A 17,114-nucleotide genomic window follows, 5' to 3' on the forward strand; every position below is an offset into this window, starting at 1 on the left:
TTAGGGGCACATAACCCAATACAAAGGTTTCTGAGAGTCTGTAAAGTCTGAAGAATAAATACTAAGGCACACAGATAACCCTAGCTCTAGAATTGTCTCCTAGGTCATATTCTTTTAGGTAAAGTACAAACAAAACCTATTTGTTGCTTGCAAATTATTTTTTCTTCCTTTACAACCTAAAAATATACCCAGCCACAAAAATTCAACCACAATAGTTACGGTATCTTGTACAGCGGACATGCTCATGAAAAATACTTTACTTGGATTCTTGAGATTTCATTTCTATTTCTATAAACACTTAAACAAGCACACCATACAGCCAAACAATATGTGTAACTTATCTATATATTCTGATTGCATATCTATACCGCACATAAAACCCGTGAAAAAATCTACGATAAGTCCCCAAGAAACCGGCCAGTGTACACCACACTATAGTACTACTGCAATATTGTGTATGGATTTTTATCATTAGCTAACAATATAAATGTATCTCACGAAGATATCACTGAAGCACGTTAGGTACAATAATTATGTGTGGCACTAATAAAAAATAGTGACTCTCAACAAAAATTATATCCTGTTAGAATCCCGGAAGGGGTTTGTTTGTTATCGATCGTCTGCGTTGAATGTGTGCTCTTCTGTTTTGTTCCATATTTGCGAGACAATAATTAGATAATAGACAGATGAGTCTGCTCGTAGATAAGTCTGTCCGTGCGTGCTGTGTTTATCTCTCTTAAATTGCTCCTTTAAACTGCTCTGATTTTAGATTAGTTTAATGAATAAAACGAAATTAGTGTAGTGATAAGAATGGAATGATTCAGTAATGGAGGTAACTACGGCATCGCAATGATGGAGGTTGCTATACATGGTTAGCAGTATAAAGTCAGGGGATGGGTTACACAGCAGCGCTGAAGAAGAATCTGATGTTTTTGTCAGCGCTGGTGCGGTTGCGTCTGCTTCTCTTCCTGGAAGGAGACCTCCTGGTATTCCTCTTCCTCCTGTACCCACGGTTGCGTTGTCTGCAGATTCCGCAATAACACAGCAGGGAGATGGTGCGTCGGGCATATACATGGACATGGGCATATATGATCTGATTCCCGATGATGAAGAAGCTTCTACAGCCGAATTAGAAAGAAGAGTGGATGATTTAGAATCAGCATTAGCTAAGATGTCAGAAAAGCTAGATAGGGTTCGTGAATCAAAAGCCGAGAAAAATCAAGCAAGGTGGTGGGAAGAGGGACGCGGGGCTAGAACTAAGAAATTGCGTAAGACAAGTTTTTCACTAAGCTTAGGACCTCAATCTAGCGATAAAAGCACAAGAAGAAGAAATGTGAGTAGTTCATGCGCGCCTGCAGATAGTGTCGGTGAGACATTTTTGCCGAGCGGTAGGTCAGACAGTTTACCAGCAAGATTTCGCTCTCTTGACTTAACTTCTGGTTATGATGCGCATGTGTATGACAAACCTACTGGTAAAAGAGCATTTAAGACTAAGTATACTCAGCAACAGCCAAATTACAGTGTAACTACTACTGAACCTTCTTCATCAACTCCTGAACATTCAAGGAAACGGATTCCTAGCGTAAGGTCACTAACATCTTCTTTTAGAAGCTTTTCAATGAAAAGATTAGCCTCAAAGCTCTCCTTATCATCCTCCGAATCAATAGAATCCTCATCATTCATGGGGAAACGTTCATCCACGGAACATATGGTGGAAGACAAAGAATCACCTATGAAAAAAGTTTTGTTGGTACAAAAAAACAACAATGATGTGGATAAATCTAGAAAAGATAATAAAGTTAAAAACAGCAAAACACACTCAATGGGAAGGGTTTTAACCAAATTTTCACTTACTTCTAGGGAAATGCTTCAAGGTAACAGCTCCAGTAGCAGGATTGGTAATGTTCCTTCTGTAGCAATCTCTAAGGAAGAGGAAAAAACTTCAAATGTGGATGAGGTACTTGGTTCTGCACGATCAATAATTATTAAGCTACTTCATAATTGTTGTTCTAAAGAAGATCTAGAAAAGTTAGTTGCAGTACACTTAGGTGTGTTAGGAGAAATATTAACCTCTGTGGAAAAGGAAACAGAAAAATTTTCGCGAGAAAAGTATCGCTTGGCTACTGAAATTGATTGGTCTAGGCATGACATGTCGGATCTAAGAAGTAGTAGAGATGTTGGAAAACGTGTTGAACACGTAATCTTTGACAGCGAATCTATGTCCAGAATTAATTCTATTGCATCATCAATTATTAAGTCGCATTACGAAGAAAAAGGACTTGGTATTTTGCGGACAACCCATACTGCTATAAGACGGTACGTTGAAGATAGGTATGATGATCCTAAAGAAATGGGTAAGGTAGTACTGGAAAAGGCTATGCACATTGCAAGAGAAGTTTATTCATCATTAGGAGTATTTGCTGGTGTTTGTCTATCATACGAAGAAAGTGATAATGGACCGAAGAGTATAGTAATTAATAGCGCAACAGCTAAACTTGGATATAGAGTTAAAGTCGATCGTTTTAGCAAATGTGAAACTACCTCATCACCTTCTAGTAGCAGTAGCAATAAGTTGGAAGTAGAATTACAAAGTCAAGAAGTAAGTAGTAGTGCCATAGAAGACTACAATCCTTCAGGAATGATTGTGTCGATTGTGAAGCGTAAAATTTGTGTATTATTGGTAAATTGTGCTGAAAAAGAGGTATTAGATTTATTGGCTATGCACTGTGAGAATATATCTAAATTACTAAGCCTTGTTTATCGAGAAATAAATCTACTAAAAAAAGAAGTAATGGCGGATGTAGAATCAAATGGTTGGTCGAGATATGTTCTGGAGCGTACGGAATCTGTTGATGAAAAAATTATGTCTATTGAAAGATCGTTACTTACAGATGAGCGTGTGGGGGCAATTAACGATTCATTAATGGCAATTGCGAATAATCTACACTCTAAAAATAAAGGTAGACTGTCTGATCTAACTAAAGAAGCATTGTTGTCTCGTAAGGGTTGTGGAGCTACGGGAGAAATAGAAATAAATGAGGACGAACTCCGGAGAATGGTTGCATTAATATTTAGCAACATTTACACAACATTGAAGGTTAGCTGTCATATTGACACATCAACTTCTGTTGGTTGCTCTGGAGAAATTGTTATTAGTGTTATGGGTGTGGAATCGCACATTGGGTATGGTACTTCAACTATAATAACTGGAACATAACAGCACCTTACTCCTGATAAAAAGCACATAAATTTAATTTATAATCTGTAAGATGGTAAGGTATATTGTGCACTTCTGCCTCTTATGTTACTGTAAAGCTCGATTTGTACTAGAATTTACGCTAAATGTTGTCGCACAAAATTAAGAATAATACAATTATGGTTTGTATATTTATGGATTGTTAACTTTGGACGTATATTCATAATAAACAGGGTGTTACGCGTAGAATGTTGCTGCTGCGTGGTTGCTACTACGTAAATAAATGGATCAGACCTAACAATAATTATAGGATAACGCCCGTGAGTATTTGCTCACATAGTAGCATTCGTAACAGTAACGAAGAATCCCCTGGTGAAGGATCTTCTGGCCCTTCCGGTGCATGTGGTACAACTTACGAGAGCAGATGGAGCCCTTTTGCGGATAAGGACTGCGTTGGCTTCTCCTACCCAATGTCAACTCTGTCGAGTACGAATAGTGCTGGTAGCGCAATTTGCTACAGAGACGGTGGGGGGTATAACTCTCAGCCCCTAACTGCCCATGTAGAAGTGACACTGCATACCGATTCAGAAGAAGACGATGGAGAAAGTAACCTAGAAAGACGACTGTTCGGTGATTCTCCTACTGATACAACAAGGTCAGGATCTGAAAACGGCGCCACTACCCCTATAGTACATACCATGCTCTCATCAAAAGAAACTAAAGCCACGAGACTCACGGGTAGGAAAAGACGGACTCGTGTAAAAAAAAGGAGTGTTGCGGGTATTTCAGCACTGCCCAAGAATAGGGCACCTCTCGCCAGAAGCACAAGCTTTGCATCCTCCATGGTAACTGTGTCCGTAGTGGAATACGAGGCATCAGATGATTTGCCACCAGAGATACCTGCGATTACATCTAGTCTGCTCCGATCTAGCAATAGAAGATATGGTCGTTATTTTGCAAGGTTTTTCCCGTGTTTATCATCAGGAGATAATACAGATAGCACTCTTGGCTGTAGTATTGGTAGAGCAAAAGCCATGGAGATAGTAGTAGGTAAATTAACGACATTTTTGGGGGAAAGCACAGAAAAACCGTTAAAAGATTTAGTTAAGTGCCACAAAGAAATCATGGGCGAAATATTTGAACATTCATCTAAAATGCTTGCAGAGATGTCATCAGCTGCCCTTGAATGCGCCCGCAAATTTGATTGGAGTTTATGCGACTCTAGTGAAACGAAAGACAAAGTCGCAGTAGCTGAGAGTATTGGAAGGTCTTTATTTGACGATGAATACAAAGCAGATTTATGTGAAAAATTTAGATCTATTGTTAGAGAATCATATACCTCAAGAACAAATGAAATACTTACTTTAACTAGATCATCAATGTTGTCATATTGCAAAGAAAAATATAGCAGGAGGGCGCTATCAATAAATGCTGAAGCGCATTTTCCGTTAATAGAATGTATTTTTCGTTCTATTTATGGAGGGGGTGCTTTTGAATTTCTCTTTAAAGTATCAGTGTCGAGTAAAGGTATTTGTTCTAGAAGCATTGAAATTAAAGAAGTTAGAATTGCCCTGTGTTATGGCGAGCACAGGGTAGCATAGTACCTTTTGCTATTTTGACACCACAGTGTCGTGTCAAATATATCTTCTATGAAAACGCTTGTTTGTGAGAAGAAAATCCTCTGCTAGGATATTTCACTTTTTAGCAACCAATATGAATGACGTGTACTCTATTACTGTTGAGCCGGGTGAGGAAAATTGTCGTATAGACAAGTTTTTGGCAACACACTTCCAATATTTTTCACGTTCTAAATGGAGTCGGTGCATAGAATGCGGTGGAATTTACGTAAATCGCAAACAAATTGATCCGGATTATCGGGTTAACTCGAATGACATCATATCCGTTCACTCGTTTCCTGTGGTACAGGAATCAACTATTGTGCCCCAAGATATTAAGTTCTGCGTTCTTCACGAATGTGATAGCTATATAATAGTTAATAAACATCCTGGACTTGTAGTTCATCCAGGATCTGGATGCATGGATGGAACTCTTGTTAATGGTTTGTTATATCGCTACCCTCAATTAAAACTTTTACCAAGGGCTGGGTTAGTACATCGACTTGACAAAAAAACCAGCGGCCTTCTCATAGTTGCAAAAAACGATTATGCTTATACATATTTGACTGAAAAAATGCTTGAAAAACAAATAGAAAAAAGATACTGGGCAATTGTTTGGGGTAAATTTACAACATATGTATCTATAGAAAAAAATATTTCCCGCGATCCTGTTAATAGAACGAAAATGATAACTTGTAGCGAAGGTTCGGGCCGTACTGCAAAAACTCACTGCTTTCCTCACACCACGAACGCCAACTCAAACATGAGCCTTATTGAGTGCATTTTAGATACTGGGAGAACACATCAGATCCGTGTGCATCTTAGCAGCATCAACTTTCCCCTAGTTGGTGATGAAACCTATTCGTCACGTAGGTTGTTTCTATCTAGCCCTATCAAAAGGCAATGCCTACACGCCAGGTCTTTAACTTTCACCTGTCCAGATAAACAATCACTAGTCACCTACAACTCACCAATACCGAACGATATGGAATATGTAATAGGTAAAATAAACGCCGGGTTTAGAAAATAGTCATATGCGATATTACAAATTACAAGGAATAAATCTGGCAAAAACAAAAAACACCGTAGCATTTTCAACGCAAACAACACCAAGCCGTAATACCGTGAAACCTACACAGCATTAAATGGTCGGGATGAGAGGATTTGAACCTCCGACCCCCTGCACCCCATGCAGGTGCGCTACCAGGCTGCGCCACACCCCGACCCAAGCTTAGGCACAATGACCAACAAGCAATTTTAGTTTGTTGCTAGGATGAAATGTAACAACACGCCTAGCAGATATTGGAACCTCCTCGCCTGTTTTGGGATTTCTTCCAGGACGTTGCTGCTTGTCTCTGAGCTGAAAATTACCAAAACCGAACAAACGAACTTCCTCTCCCTTTACCAAACTGAGACGAATTTCATCAAAAAATATATTCACAAACTCCAAAGCATCATGTCTGCTTATATCGAACCTTTGCAAAACTAATGAAACTAGATAGGCTTTCGTTACTGTCATAAACTTCTTTCTTCTCTTAAAACAACAGAGGGCAAACTTTCTGCCCGTGAAACTATAGCTGCAACAATTTCGCCAACTTCAGAATCAAGAAGAGTTCTTGTCTTCGAACATATTCCTAATCTAAAAGCTAAGCTACGACGAGCGTCATATTCCTGATCGAAATAGACATCGAACAATCTTACCGAAAAAACTATGTCTTCAGCTACTGGTGTTGTACACAATAGATCAAAAATATTCTGAAACGGCAAGTTACTAGGAACCCAAAAACAAACATCTCTCACTACTTTAGGGTGAACGGAGAATGGTTGATAAGGAAAGCGACTTACTGTACAGAAATTATCTTGATATAATTCGAACAACACAGGGGAGTATAACAAATTGAGTGATTTTTTAAAACGAGGATGCAACTCACCTACAACACCCACCACTTCATTTTTATAAACCAAGTACGAAGAACGGGTGGGGTGAAAAAATGGATTATCACCTGCGTCAGTACAAGTTAGTAACACTGACATAGCTCTTTCAATATCGCCCTTAACATCAAAAATATCTATCTCACGTTGAGATACGGCTCCCCATTGTTCTGGTAGGATAGTACCGTAGCAAAGGCCAGATACTTTATTTCTTTCTTGTATCTCCTTGCCATTTTTTTCAAAACAGGTAGCTTCCTCAAATATCTTCAAGCGAGTAACACCGCGCCTAATGTTATACTCAAGAATATTGACAAGGCCGGATAAAAGCTCAGATCTCAGGGCACTCATGCTTTTACCTATAGGGTTCAAAATAGAAACAAGATCTACTTGAGAATTCCACCGCTCTTTCCCCGGATCACAAAAAGCATAGGTACAGACTTCATGATATCCAGATAATATGAAGGAAGATTTAATTTTATCGGATACATAGTCATCGGTAAAAAAATGATCTTGTGATAATGTTGGATAGGAAAGAGGAATATTTTCATATCCATATATTCTAGATATTTCCTCAACTAAATCTTCTTGTGTAGCAATATCAAAACGCCAGGAAGGCACAGATACAGCTAACTTCTCTTGAGGAGATCTATGATTAGGCAATCCAGCACGAAACAACAGATCAGAAATATCATCCAATTTTATAGAAAATCCTAAAAGTGAATTAATTTTATCTGCATCCACAGGAATGCAGACAACCTCACCAACACTCTTGGAGCGGTGACTAACCCTCTCTTTTATTACACCACCACAAAACTGTTTTACCAAATTAAGAACATGACCAAATGCCGAAAACACAGACGATGGATCAACACCCCTTTCAAAACGGAAACCTGCATCAGTCGAGATATGTGAAATTCTAACTTGAGTAGAACAAACATTAGGGTTGAAACAAGCAGCTTCTAAAAAAACCGTCTTTGTTTCATTGGAAATAGCTGATTCAGCAGAACCGATCAATCCGGCAATAGCTTGGGGCTTAACAGAATTAGCGATAACCAAAAAACGACCATCTAGAGATTGAGTTATGCCAGATATGGTATTAATTTTTTCTGACTCTTGTGCTCTACGGACAAATATCTCCCCATCATAAAACTTATCTGCATCAAAAGCATGAAAAGGCTGTCCCCATGTTAAGAGAGAATAATTGAGAAGATCTACTAAAGTATTTACTGGTTTTAAACCGCTCAACAATAAACGATGAGTAATAACGAACGGCAAAGGTCTATCAAGTGAAATATCTTCTATCAAAGCACCATAATATACACAACAATCATCATGCGACTGAATACGCAACCTATCCGTGGATACGTCTGGTGCTTGATCCCATTCACTGCAATTGCTGGGAGTCCAGATATCAAATTCACGTGACCAAGCACCTATTTCCCGTGCAATACCCCAAACACTCAAACAATCGGGACGGTTAGGTAGAACAGAAATATCGAACAGAGCATCTTCAGGGCAGAGCAAATCAAAGGAAGAACCAATTAAAGAAGAATCTACGGACAATTCCAATATACCGTTAGAGGAATATGGCAAACCCAGCTCATCTGCAGAACAAAGCATGCCCTCAGACAGCTCTCCCCTAATAGTAGCTTCCTTAATTGTCAAGCCAGATGGTAAAACAGCCCCTACTAAGGAACAAACTACCGTCATACCAGAAGAGACATTTGAAGCACCACAAACTATTGACAAACATCTATCTTGACCAACATTAACTTTACACAATCTGAGGCGATCGGCATTGGGATGTGGATAACATTCCACTATATATGCTACAACAACTTTATCGCCTAAGGGGGAATGTAGGGAAACTGACTCCCTTTCAAAACCGGCCATTGTGAGACGATCGGCTAGATCATTATAGGAAACGTCCAGTTTTGGTAAAAAATCTTTTAGCCAAGAATAAGAAAATTTCATTTAAAACCACTGAAATTAAATTGAGATAAAAAACGCAAATCATTTTGATAGAAGAGGCGCAAATCATCAATACCATAAAAAAGCATAGCTAATCGCTCAATTCCCAAGCCAAAGGCAAAGCCACGATACTTATCAGGATCTATGTTGCACATGGAAAGTACATTAGGATTTATGAGACCACACCCGCCAAGCTCCAGCCATTGTGGTTGAGACATTTGAGCGGTCTTAAAAAATATATCTATCTCTGCAGAGGGCTCAGTAAAAGGAAAAAAAGAGGGCCTGAAGCGCACGTCCAAAAAGTCATCATCAAAGAACTTATGGATAAAAAGCTTCAATATGCCCTTAAGCTGAGAAAAATTAGTGTCATTATTAACACAAATGCCTTCTATTTGATGAAACATAGGTGAATGCGTAGCATCTTGATCTACACGATAAACCCTGCCCATACCAATAACACGTACTGGTGGACAGTGCTTCAACAGATACCTGATTTGTAGAGGAGAAGTATGAGTACGGAGCAAGCCGCCACCTTCCGAGAGGTAGAAAGTATCATGCATAGAACGAGCAGGATGGTATTCAGGTGTGTTCAAAGCAGTAAAATTATGCCATTCGTCCTCTATTTCAGGGCCAGAGATACAATGGAAACCGGCTGAATGCCAAAGAGAACGCAGACGTCGCATAACTATCGATATGGGATGATAGCCCCCCGGATCGTCCCCTCTAGCAGGCAAGGTACAGTCAATAGCTTCGGATAAAAGCCTCTTGCTGACTTGCTTTTCCTCCAAAAAACGACGACGCTCACGTACTGCACACTCGATTTTAGCACGCAAAACATTCAAAGAGTACGCAACAGACCTACGTTCCTCTGGTGGGAAATTTTTTACCAACCTTAGAGGAACGGTAACAAGACCATCCTTACCAAGATACAGAGCCTTAGCGTTATCAAGCGCAGCGAAAGTAGACGCCACCCCTATCTCAGAGAGCGCCCTTTCCTCCAGCAACATGAGGTCTTTGTCGCTCATAACACCCTACTTCAGAGATAAAAAATCCAATTGTACAGAACTAAAAACCGACAAACATAACTTCAAGGTTAAGCAGCAGCGGATAAACTCCTCACCCTTTTCACTAAATTGGCAAACGCAGGCTTATCATGAAAAGCCATGTCAGCAAGTACTTTTCTATCAATGTCCACACCGGACTTTTTCAAATCATTCACGAAGGCACTATAGCTTATACCCATCTCACGGGTAGCTGCATTTATACGTACAATCCACAGTGACCTAAATTTGCGTTTACGCTGACGCCTATCACGATACGCGTACTCAGCGGCCTTCATGACCGCTTCCTTGGCTACACGATAAACATTCTTACGTCTACCACGAAATCCCTTAGCTAATTTAAGCACTTTTTTGTGACGAGCACGTGCCACAACACCGCGTTTAACTCGAGGCATAACTCATTTTTCCCACAATTTCGTTACGAATAAGGCATCATCGCGCGCACAGAAGAAACATCTGATTTACAGACATATGCAACAGAGCGCAATGAGCGTTTAAGCTTACTTGTCTTCTTGGTCAATATATGCCTTTTAAAGGCTTGGGACCTCTTAATCCTACCACTGGGGCTAAAAGAAAAACGCTTAGCAGCTCCACGGTTTGTTTTCAACTTAGGCATATTCCTCCAACTACTTTTTACGAAGGGAAATCAAAACCACTACCATCTGACGACCCTCAATCTTTGGCATTTGTTCTACAGCTGCTATATCGATCAAATCCTGCCTAATACGCTCCACCAGCTGCAAACCCCTATCCTGTCTGGACATCTCACGTCCACGAAAACGCACTGTGACCTTGGCTTTATCACCCTCAGAAAGAAATCGCACTATACTCCTTAGCTTAACCTGATAGTCAGCTTCATCAGTCACAGGGCGAAACTTTACTTCCTTAACCTGAACAACCTTCTGCTTAACCTTAGCTTCATGAGCCTTCTTAGCTTCTTGGTACTTAAGCTTACCATAATTAATTAACCTACAAACCGGCGGATAGGCTTGGGGCACTATTTCCACCAAATCAACACCAAGTTCTTCGGCCGAATCCAAAGCCTCAGAAAGCTTCAAAACACCAACCTGCTCATTGTTAACTCCAATAACACGAACCAGATCAGCCGTTATCTCCCTATTAATACGTACTCGTTTACCTTGTATGATGGAACACCTCCTGTAGTATCATTAACTTATTGATGCGCCTCAATCTCAAGCTTCAGACGATTTAAAAAGTCTGACAAACCCATACAGCCCAAATCTTCGCCAGAACGAAATCTAACAGAAACAACCCTATCTTTACACTCTTTATCCCCTAAAATAAGAAGATACGGAATCTTCAATAAAGTTTGCTCGCGAATTTTATAGCCAACGGTTTCATTACGCAAATCCTTTTTAAACCTAATTCCAGCTTCATCCAATAAGGAAGCAACCTCATTAGCATAAGCCTCACATCTCTGGGTTATCGTCAATATACAAACCTGAACCGGAGAAACCCAAAGAGGAAGTGCACCTGCATAATGTTCTATCAAAATCCCAATAAAGCGCTCAATAGAACCTAACACGGCCCGATGCAACATTACTGGATGAAGCCGCCTGTTATTTTCCGCCACATACTCGGCATCAAGACGCATTGGCAAGAAAAAATCAAGCTGGAGAGTACCACATTGCCAAGATCTTCCTATGGCATCCTTAACATGAAACTCTATTTTGGGACCATAAAAAGCGCCCTCCCCTGGCAATTCATCCCAAGAAAGGGAATCCTCTTCCAAAGCAGACCTAAGTGCATCTTCTGCGTGATCCCAAACTGCATCATCACCTATCTTTTTATCAGGTCGTAAGGAAAGTTTTATCGTAACATCTGTAAATCCAAAATCTCTGTACACCGACAATAATAATCTATTAAATGCAATCACCTCGGAAGAAATTTGCTCTTCTGTACAAAAAATGTGGGCATCATCCTGAACAAAGGATCTAACTCTCATGAGGCCATGCAAAGCCCCAGAGGGTTCATTACGATGACAAGAACCAAATTCTGATAACCGCAAAGGCAAATCGCGATAAGAATGTATGTTGGCATTAAAAATTTGTACATGCCCGGGACAATTCATAGGTTTTATAGCGTAATCTCGTTTTTCTGACTCTGTAACAAACATATGTTCAGAGTAATTGTCCCAATGTCCGGACTGTACCCACAGTGATTTACTTACCAGCTGTGGCGTTTTCACTTCTTGGTAGCCATTTTTGGTTAAAATAGCTCTCATATAACTTTCAATTGATTGCCAAATAGCCCATCCACTAGGATGCCAGAACACCATTCCCGGAGCCTCGTCCTGCCAATGGAAAAGTCCCAACTTCTTACCTATGCGCCTATGATCACGCTTTTCTGACTCCTCAATAAGACGCACATAATTATTTAAGTCACTAACATTAAGAAAGGCTGTGCCATAAACACGCTGTAGCATTTCATTTCTAGAATCGCCACGCCAGTAAGCACCAGATACCCTCATGAGACGAAAAACTTTTAAAAAACTAGTATTAGGTACATGAGGACCACGGCAAAGATCAACAAAATCACCTTGACGATATAGAGAAACTTCTTCACCCTCAGGAATAGAAGATATTATTTCAGCTTTATATTTTTCATCAAGTTTAAGAAAAAAATCTATGGCTTCTTGCCTACTTAGAACAAAACGCTCAATAGGCAAATTACGGGCGGCAATTTCCACCATCTTGCTTTCAATAATAGGCAAATCAGCATCAGTCAAAGAACAAGGCAGAGAAAAATCGTAGTAGAAGCCATTTTCAATTACGGGACCGATTGTAACTTGGGCAACAGGGTACAACTCTTTTACAGCATGCGCTAGCAGATGGGAACAGGAGTGGCGAATAATATCAATAGATTCACTGTCTCTATCTCTGATTAACACCAACTCTGAATCTTGATATATGGGATAATAGATGTCGACTAACCGCCCATTAATTTTGGCAGCAACAGAGCACTTAGCTAACCTTGGGCTAATAGAAGAAGCCACTAAAAAAGCGGTCACACCATCATCGTACTGGCGAACACTACCATCAGGGAATTTAATCTGAACCATGTCCTGCTTACAATAAGGCATTAGCACGTTGGCGTGGTAGGCACGATTGGACTCGAACCAACGACCCCCACCATGTCAAGGTGGTACTCTAACCAGCTGAGCTACGTGCCTACCTAAGAGAGACTTCATTTTAGATAAACCTTAATGCTCTGTCAAAGAAAGAACACATATTGCTCAAATATACAATCACATCATCTAATTATTATCACTATCTACAGCATTTGCTAACTGTAACTTAGAAAGAGTATTTCTAGCAAAAACCAAATCCTCCCAAGCTTTTGCTTTTTCTAACGGACTGCGTAAAAGATAGGCTGGATGATAGGTAACAATCAAGGGAATACCTGCATAATGAAACACAATACCTCTCATGCTTCCTAACCTAGTATTTACGGAACCAAGAAGAGCCTGTGTAGCAGGCCTACCCAGAGCTACTATAATCTGAGGATTTATTAGCTCGATTTGCTTGCGTAGATAGGGCAAACAAGTTTGAATTTCCTCTAAAGTAGGAGACCTATTGTTTGGAGGACGGCACTTTATGGCGTTTGCTATATACACGTCCTTCCCCCTATCTAAGCCCAGTGCAAACAGCATGCGATCCAAAAGCTTGCCTGCTTGACCAACAAAAGGTTCCCCGATATTGTCTTCATTTTCTCCCGGAGCCTCTCCTACAAATAACCACTTAGCCTGTCTATCACCAACACCCAATACGGCCTGCTTACGTTTTAGACATAACCCACAATTAGTACATTCAGAAACAGATTTAGACAAATCTAACCATTGATCAGCAATTAGCTTCTGCGACAAAACAAAATGGTCAATTCTATACAAATCTGTTTGCTCTTCTGGATCTAAATTATCCGCCTCAACATCACGTACAGATTGCAAAAAAGTCCTACGAGAGCGCCAAATACATTTGATACCCATGTAATACAATCGCTCTCTTCTGTTCATATTTTTACCTTGTTTAGGAGATTTTGCTCGTGCAGCATCATAGCAGACGGCAAAATAGCGTAATCCACACTAACATCAGTGGGATTGAGTACACGCTTTGGAGCATGCAGGCAAACCATAGCTGCTGAATAAATATCACGAGCTGTATGATGCTCAGTATTAAATTCGGCATTGCTGTCACAAATTAGCGTAAAGCCTGTGCCATAAAGGGCACTTCCATAAAAATCACGATCCCTAACCCAAGTATCAAACTCATCTTGATCCATAATAACCGGGGGAAAACACTCATTTATGGAACCGCTTGTTAATTCGTAAGAGGAAAGCAGCACCAATCCTGGCTTAAGTAGCAAAGAAACAATGGAATGGCTCACATTCTTTTCTGTGAAGGCTTTTACAGCTAATGCTTCCGTAGATTTAATCGGTATAATTGGAATATTAGCGGCAGAGGCAATGCCCATAGACAACGAAACAGCTACACGTGTAGACGTGAATCCTCCAGGACCTATATCAACTGCCACGTAATCCAAATCATCTGGTGATACAAATTCGCGAGCCTTCAGTAGTATGTCAACCAACCCAGACGAAGGATGACAATAAGAATGGTCATAAAAAGAGCCACCAGTACGCAACGAAACATACAATGAGGCAGGAGAATATGATGAAGACAACGAAAGTATATTAGGAATAACCGACATGTCTACCCATCTGAAGCAACATCAAATTGCCTAGTATGTGATAAATAACGAGCATCCAACAACTTTGCTGTTTCCTTTGAAACAATTTCAAAAACATCAACTACTCTCTTAACTCCAGTAATACCTCCAACATAAGTTAAAGCAGCATCTGCCTCTTCTCGTGTAACTATACCCATTAGATAAACGACACCATCTTCAGTAACAACATGAACTATATAGGGAAATCGATCACCAACCTTAGAAAGATCTGATCTGATATTATCGGCCAAAGCATAGTTCCTTGCACGCTGCATTATAGTTGTTTCGGAAGAGATCGTTAACTCAGAAACTAGCTTGTGAACGCGCCTAACACGTGATACAGCGTGATTAACTCGAGTTTTATCTTCGCGTGATATAACTTGACCAGTCAAGAGCACAGTGCCGTTATAAACAGTAACTTCAACATGTCCTCGAGAATGAAGAGCGCGATTAATGGCAGACTTTACATTAAGCTGGACAGAGCGATCAAACGCCTCCACGTCCGCTTGAAGACGACTAGAATTAACTACAGAAGAGGTACCACCTATAACCGTCACACCACCACAACCGCCCAGAAAAGCAATCATAGGAACGGCAATATAAACCGAGAGCAGTAACACCACCCAACGAGGCAAATTATTTCTCATAAGTTCTCCAATTCAGGACACACTGTAGCCACGAGGCTTTAGTAAATGATACATCATTACTCGAACTACATAACATATCAATCCTGAAGAAGAACCAGCAATAATAGACGCAGGTACAAAAACCTAGACTCTTATCAGACTACAGCTATAAGAAGTCCAATTTTTTTAATACCTACAGCTAAAACTGCTAGAAATCTGGTACAATGGGCCATGCTACTGGGTGGTAGGCACCAGCTCAGTTTTTTGTGAGAACATCCCATACTCTAGATTGATCCACATCAGTAAAACACTGCTTACGTATAGCGTCACCGGCCTTGGTGGAATTGGCTGCGCCGAGTGCATGAATACGCAAGGCTTTGCCAGAGAAACCGGCAAGTCCACCTTATGATGCTAATTTCTCTTATAATTTTATTATCCGGCAATAAAACAGACTCACTTCCATCAGTAAAGATGCAGCTACCCTTGATCATAAACCTTACAAGAGCATTGTCAGTAAAGTTCCTAACATTCTGATACGCAGCAACAAATATAGTTTTAGCGACATAATTCTGATAAGCTGGAATAGCAATGGCGGCTGGAATACCTATTATAGCTACAGTTATTAGCAATTCAATCAAAGTAAAATCACTAACCTTAATCATATTACTCATAATGTATCGCATCACTAAATTATTATTTCAGTAACACCCACTTTACTTAAATCACAGAATAAAGAAGGGACACAAATACCTGAGGTTACAAATTTACTGAAGAACAGCATAAGTCTATGAAAAATTATCAACCCTGATTAAGAACACAAAACAATGCACACTCATGCCAAACAATCACCATTTATTATCATCTTATAAATTTACCCGGTATAGATAAACCTATATATCGGCATGTTAATGACTACCTCTACTTTATAGGTTAATATGCATTTCATTAACCTCTCTAAAAAAACATGACAACTAATTGTTACAAGTATAATTAACATGTTTTAGTTATCTTGTATTGTAATTTAAAAGCATATTATATGTTCATACTCTAACATAAAATGTAAGACAGATAGTTTTTACTAATCCAGATCAGTAGGAAAGTAAGTACCAGCCCAATTTTGGTAAGTACAAATAGAAGTATAATCAAACACAGATTGATCCACGTCAGTAATACAGGTATTACTCAAATGTTTATCTGTAGTCAAATTATTGCGAAGTGCATGAATACGTAAAGCTTTACCAGAAAAACCAGCATACCCACCATCTGCCTCTGATTTAAAAAAACCAACAACAATGCAACCATTGAAGTTCGTACCACCAGTACCAATGCTAATCTGTATTTTACTGAAAATTTTATTATTTGGCAGTAACATAACGGTATCCCCCGTACTAAAGACACAACTACCCCTTCCGGTTAACCTAATAAGAGCTTCATTGGTAAAGTTTTTAATAGTTACATAACCTGAAGTAAACAATGATTTAGCAACATACTTTTGATAAGCTGGTATGGCTATAGCAGCAAGAATACCTATTATGGCCACAGTTATTAGCAACTCAACCAAAGTAAAAGCACCTATCTTAATCAGATTAACCATATACGAATCCCACCCTACATTATTATTTCTTATTAATAGCACTTATCTTTGCTGATAATCATAGAATAAAAGGAATTCAAACACTTGAGAATAAAAATTTACCGAAGAACAACATATGCCGAAAAAAAAACAGACATATATGCCAAATAATCACCACTTATTATTAATTTTGAAGAGCATCTACTATGAGTAGATTATATATTTGTTTTAACTTCAATAACTATCACAAGTAATTTATGCACATACTATAAATTCAACTCCCCAAAAGTCATATTACAATCAATTATTCAGGCTACAATAGATATATTTTATCTGTCTTTAATCTGCAAGTACACTGTATCTATGATATCAAACACAAGACAGTTTGTTTAA

General features: G+C 39.4%; 14 protein-coding genes, 2 tRNA genes and 1 pseudogene. 3 read left to right on the plus strand and 14 right to left on the minus strand.

All coding sequences use genetic code 11. The features are described from left to right. Positions 1 to 868: 868 nt before the first annotated feature. From A6733_RS03600 to A6733_RS03610, 3 genes are all read left to right on the plus strand, one after another. Complete coding sequence (locus tag A6733_RS03600; protein ID WP_092460450.1) at positions 869 to 3,217, plus strand: hypothetical protein; 2,349 nt, start codon at positions 869 to 871, stop codon at positions 3,215 to 3,217. Between the two features lie 227 nt (positions 3,218 to 3,444). Continuing rightward, positions 3,445 to 4,797 (plus strand): hypothetical protein, encoded by a 1,353-nt coding sequence (locus A6733_RS03605; protein ID WP_141663447.1) that lies wholly within the window; start codon positions 3,445 to 3,447, stop codon positions 4,795 to 4,797. Between the two features lie 64 nt (positions 4,798 to 4,861). Then, positions 4,862 to 5,842: an RluA family pseudouridine synthase gene (locus A6733_RS03610; RefSeq protein WP_092460452.1), complete on the plus strand. Its 981-nt coding sequence runs from the start codon at positions 4,862 to 4,864 to the stop codon at positions 5,840 to 5,842. Between the two features lie 116 nt (positions 5,843 to 5,958). Here A6733_RS03610 and A6733_RS03615 read toward each other — a convergent pair. The 14 genes and pseudogenes from A6733_RS03615 to A6733_RS09615 all read right to left on the minus strand — a co-directional run bounded on the left by A6733_RS03615 (position 5,959) and on the right by A6733_RS09615 (position 16,742). Continuing rightward, a tRNA-Pro gene (locus A6733_RS03615) sits at positions 5,959 to 6,035 on the minus strand. A gap of 8 nt (positions 6,036 to 6,043) precedes the next feature. After that, positions 6,044 to 6,331 carry an integration host factor subunit alpha gene (locus tag A6733_RS03620; protein WP_092402414.1) on the minus strand — a complete coding sequence of 96 codons (288 nt, stop codon included), beginning with the start codon at positions 6,329 to 6,331 and terminating at the stop codon, positions 6,044 to 6,046. Next, positions 6,328 to 8,718 carry a phenylalanine--tRNA ligase subunit beta gene (gene pheT / locus A6733_RS03625; protein ID WP_092411563.1) on the minus strand — a complete coding sequence of 797 codons (2,391 nt, stop codon included), beginning with the start codon at positions 8,716 to 8,718 and terminating at the stop codon, positions 6,328 to 6,330. The genes A6733_RS03620 and pheT overlap by 4 nt, the downstream gene beginning before the upstream one ends. Further along, positions 8,715 to 9,740, minus strand: coding sequence for a phenylalanine--tRNA ligase subunit alpha (locus A6733_RS03630; protein ID WP_092411564.1), 1,026 nt, complete (start codon positions 9,738 to 9,740; stop codon positions 8,715 to 8,717). Before A6733_RS03630 ends, pheT begins: the two co-directional genes overlap by 4 nt. 68 nt (positions 9,741 to 9,808) lie before the next feature. Then, positions 9,809 to 10,171: a 50S ribosomal protein L20 gene (gene rplT / locus A6733_RS03635; RefSeq protein WP_092402408.1), complete on the minus strand. Its 363-nt coding sequence runs from the start codon at positions 10,169 to 10,171 to the stop codon at positions 9,809 to 9,811. Between the two features lie 23 nt (positions 10,172 to 10,194). Beyond that, the gene (gene rpmI / locus A6733_RS03640; protein WP_092402406.1) at positions 10,195 to 10,392 is read right to left on the minus strand and encodes a 50S ribosomal protein L35; all 198 of its coding nucleotides are present in this window, start codon (positions 10,390 to 10,392) and stop codon (positions 10,195 to 10,197) included. Positions 10,393 to 10,402: 10 nt separating this feature from the next. Then, the gene (infC, locus tag A6733_RS03645) at positions 10,403 to 10,924 is read right to left on the minus strand and encodes a translation initiation factor IF-3 (protein WP_092402403.1); all 522 of its coding nucleotides are present in this window, start codon (positions 10,922 to 10,924) and stop codon (positions 10,403 to 10,405) included. A gap of 26 nt (positions 10,925 to 10,950) precedes the next feature. Further along, positions 10,951 to 12,858, minus strand: a complete 1,908-nt coding sequence (gene thrS, locus A6733_RS03650; protein WP_092402401.1) for a threonine--tRNA ligase — start codon at positions 12,856 to 12,858, stop codon at positions 10,951 to 10,953. Between the two features lie 34 nt (positions 12,859 to 12,892). Continuing rightward, a tRNA-Val gene (locus tag A6733_RS03655) sits at positions 12,893 to 12,969 on the minus strand. Between the two features lie 84 nt (positions 12,970 to 13,053). Beyond that, positions 13,054 to 13,809, minus strand: coding sequence for a uracil-DNA glycosylase (locus tag A6733_RS03660; RefSeq protein ID WP_092402398.1), 756 nt, complete (start codon positions 13,807 to 13,809; stop codon positions 13,054 to 13,056). Next, positions 13,806 to 14,504, minus strand: coding sequence for a hypothetical protein (locus A6733_RS03665; protein WP_092402395.1), 699 nt, complete (start codon positions 14,502 to 14,504; stop codon positions 13,806 to 13,808). The genes A6733_RS03660 and A6733_RS03665 overlap by 4 nt, the downstream gene beginning before the upstream one ends. A gap of 2 nt (positions 14,505 to 14,506) precedes the next feature. Beyond that, complete coding sequence (locus A6733_RS03670) at positions 14,507 to 15,169, minus strand: BON domain-containing protein (RefSeq protein WP_092402392.1); 663 nt, start codon at positions 15,167 to 15,169, stop codon at positions 14,507 to 14,509. A gap of 532 nt (positions 15,170 to 15,701) precedes the next feature. Further along, positions 15,702 to 15,831: pseudogene (locus tag A6733_RS03675) on the minus strand (prepilin-type N-terminal cleavage/methylation domain-containing protein); the annotation flags it as partial. Positions 15,832 to 16,226: 395 nt separating this feature from the next. Further along, positions 16,227 to 16,742 carry a prepilin-type N-terminal cleavage/methylation domain-containing protein gene (locus tag A6733_RS09615; RefSeq protein WP_278183866.1) on the minus strand — a complete coding sequence of 172 codons (516 nt, stop codon included), beginning with the start codon at positions 16,740 to 16,742 and terminating at the stop codon, positions 16,227 to 16,229. Between the last annotated feature and the right edge of the window lie 372 nt (positions 16,743 to 17,114).

The sequence above is a fragment of the Candidatus Ichthyocystis sparus genome (assembly GCF_900078745.1).
Taxonomy (GTDB): domain Bacteria; phylum Pseudomonadota; class Gammaproteobacteria; order Burkholderiales; family 2013Ark19i; genus Ichthyocystis; species Ichthyocystis sparus.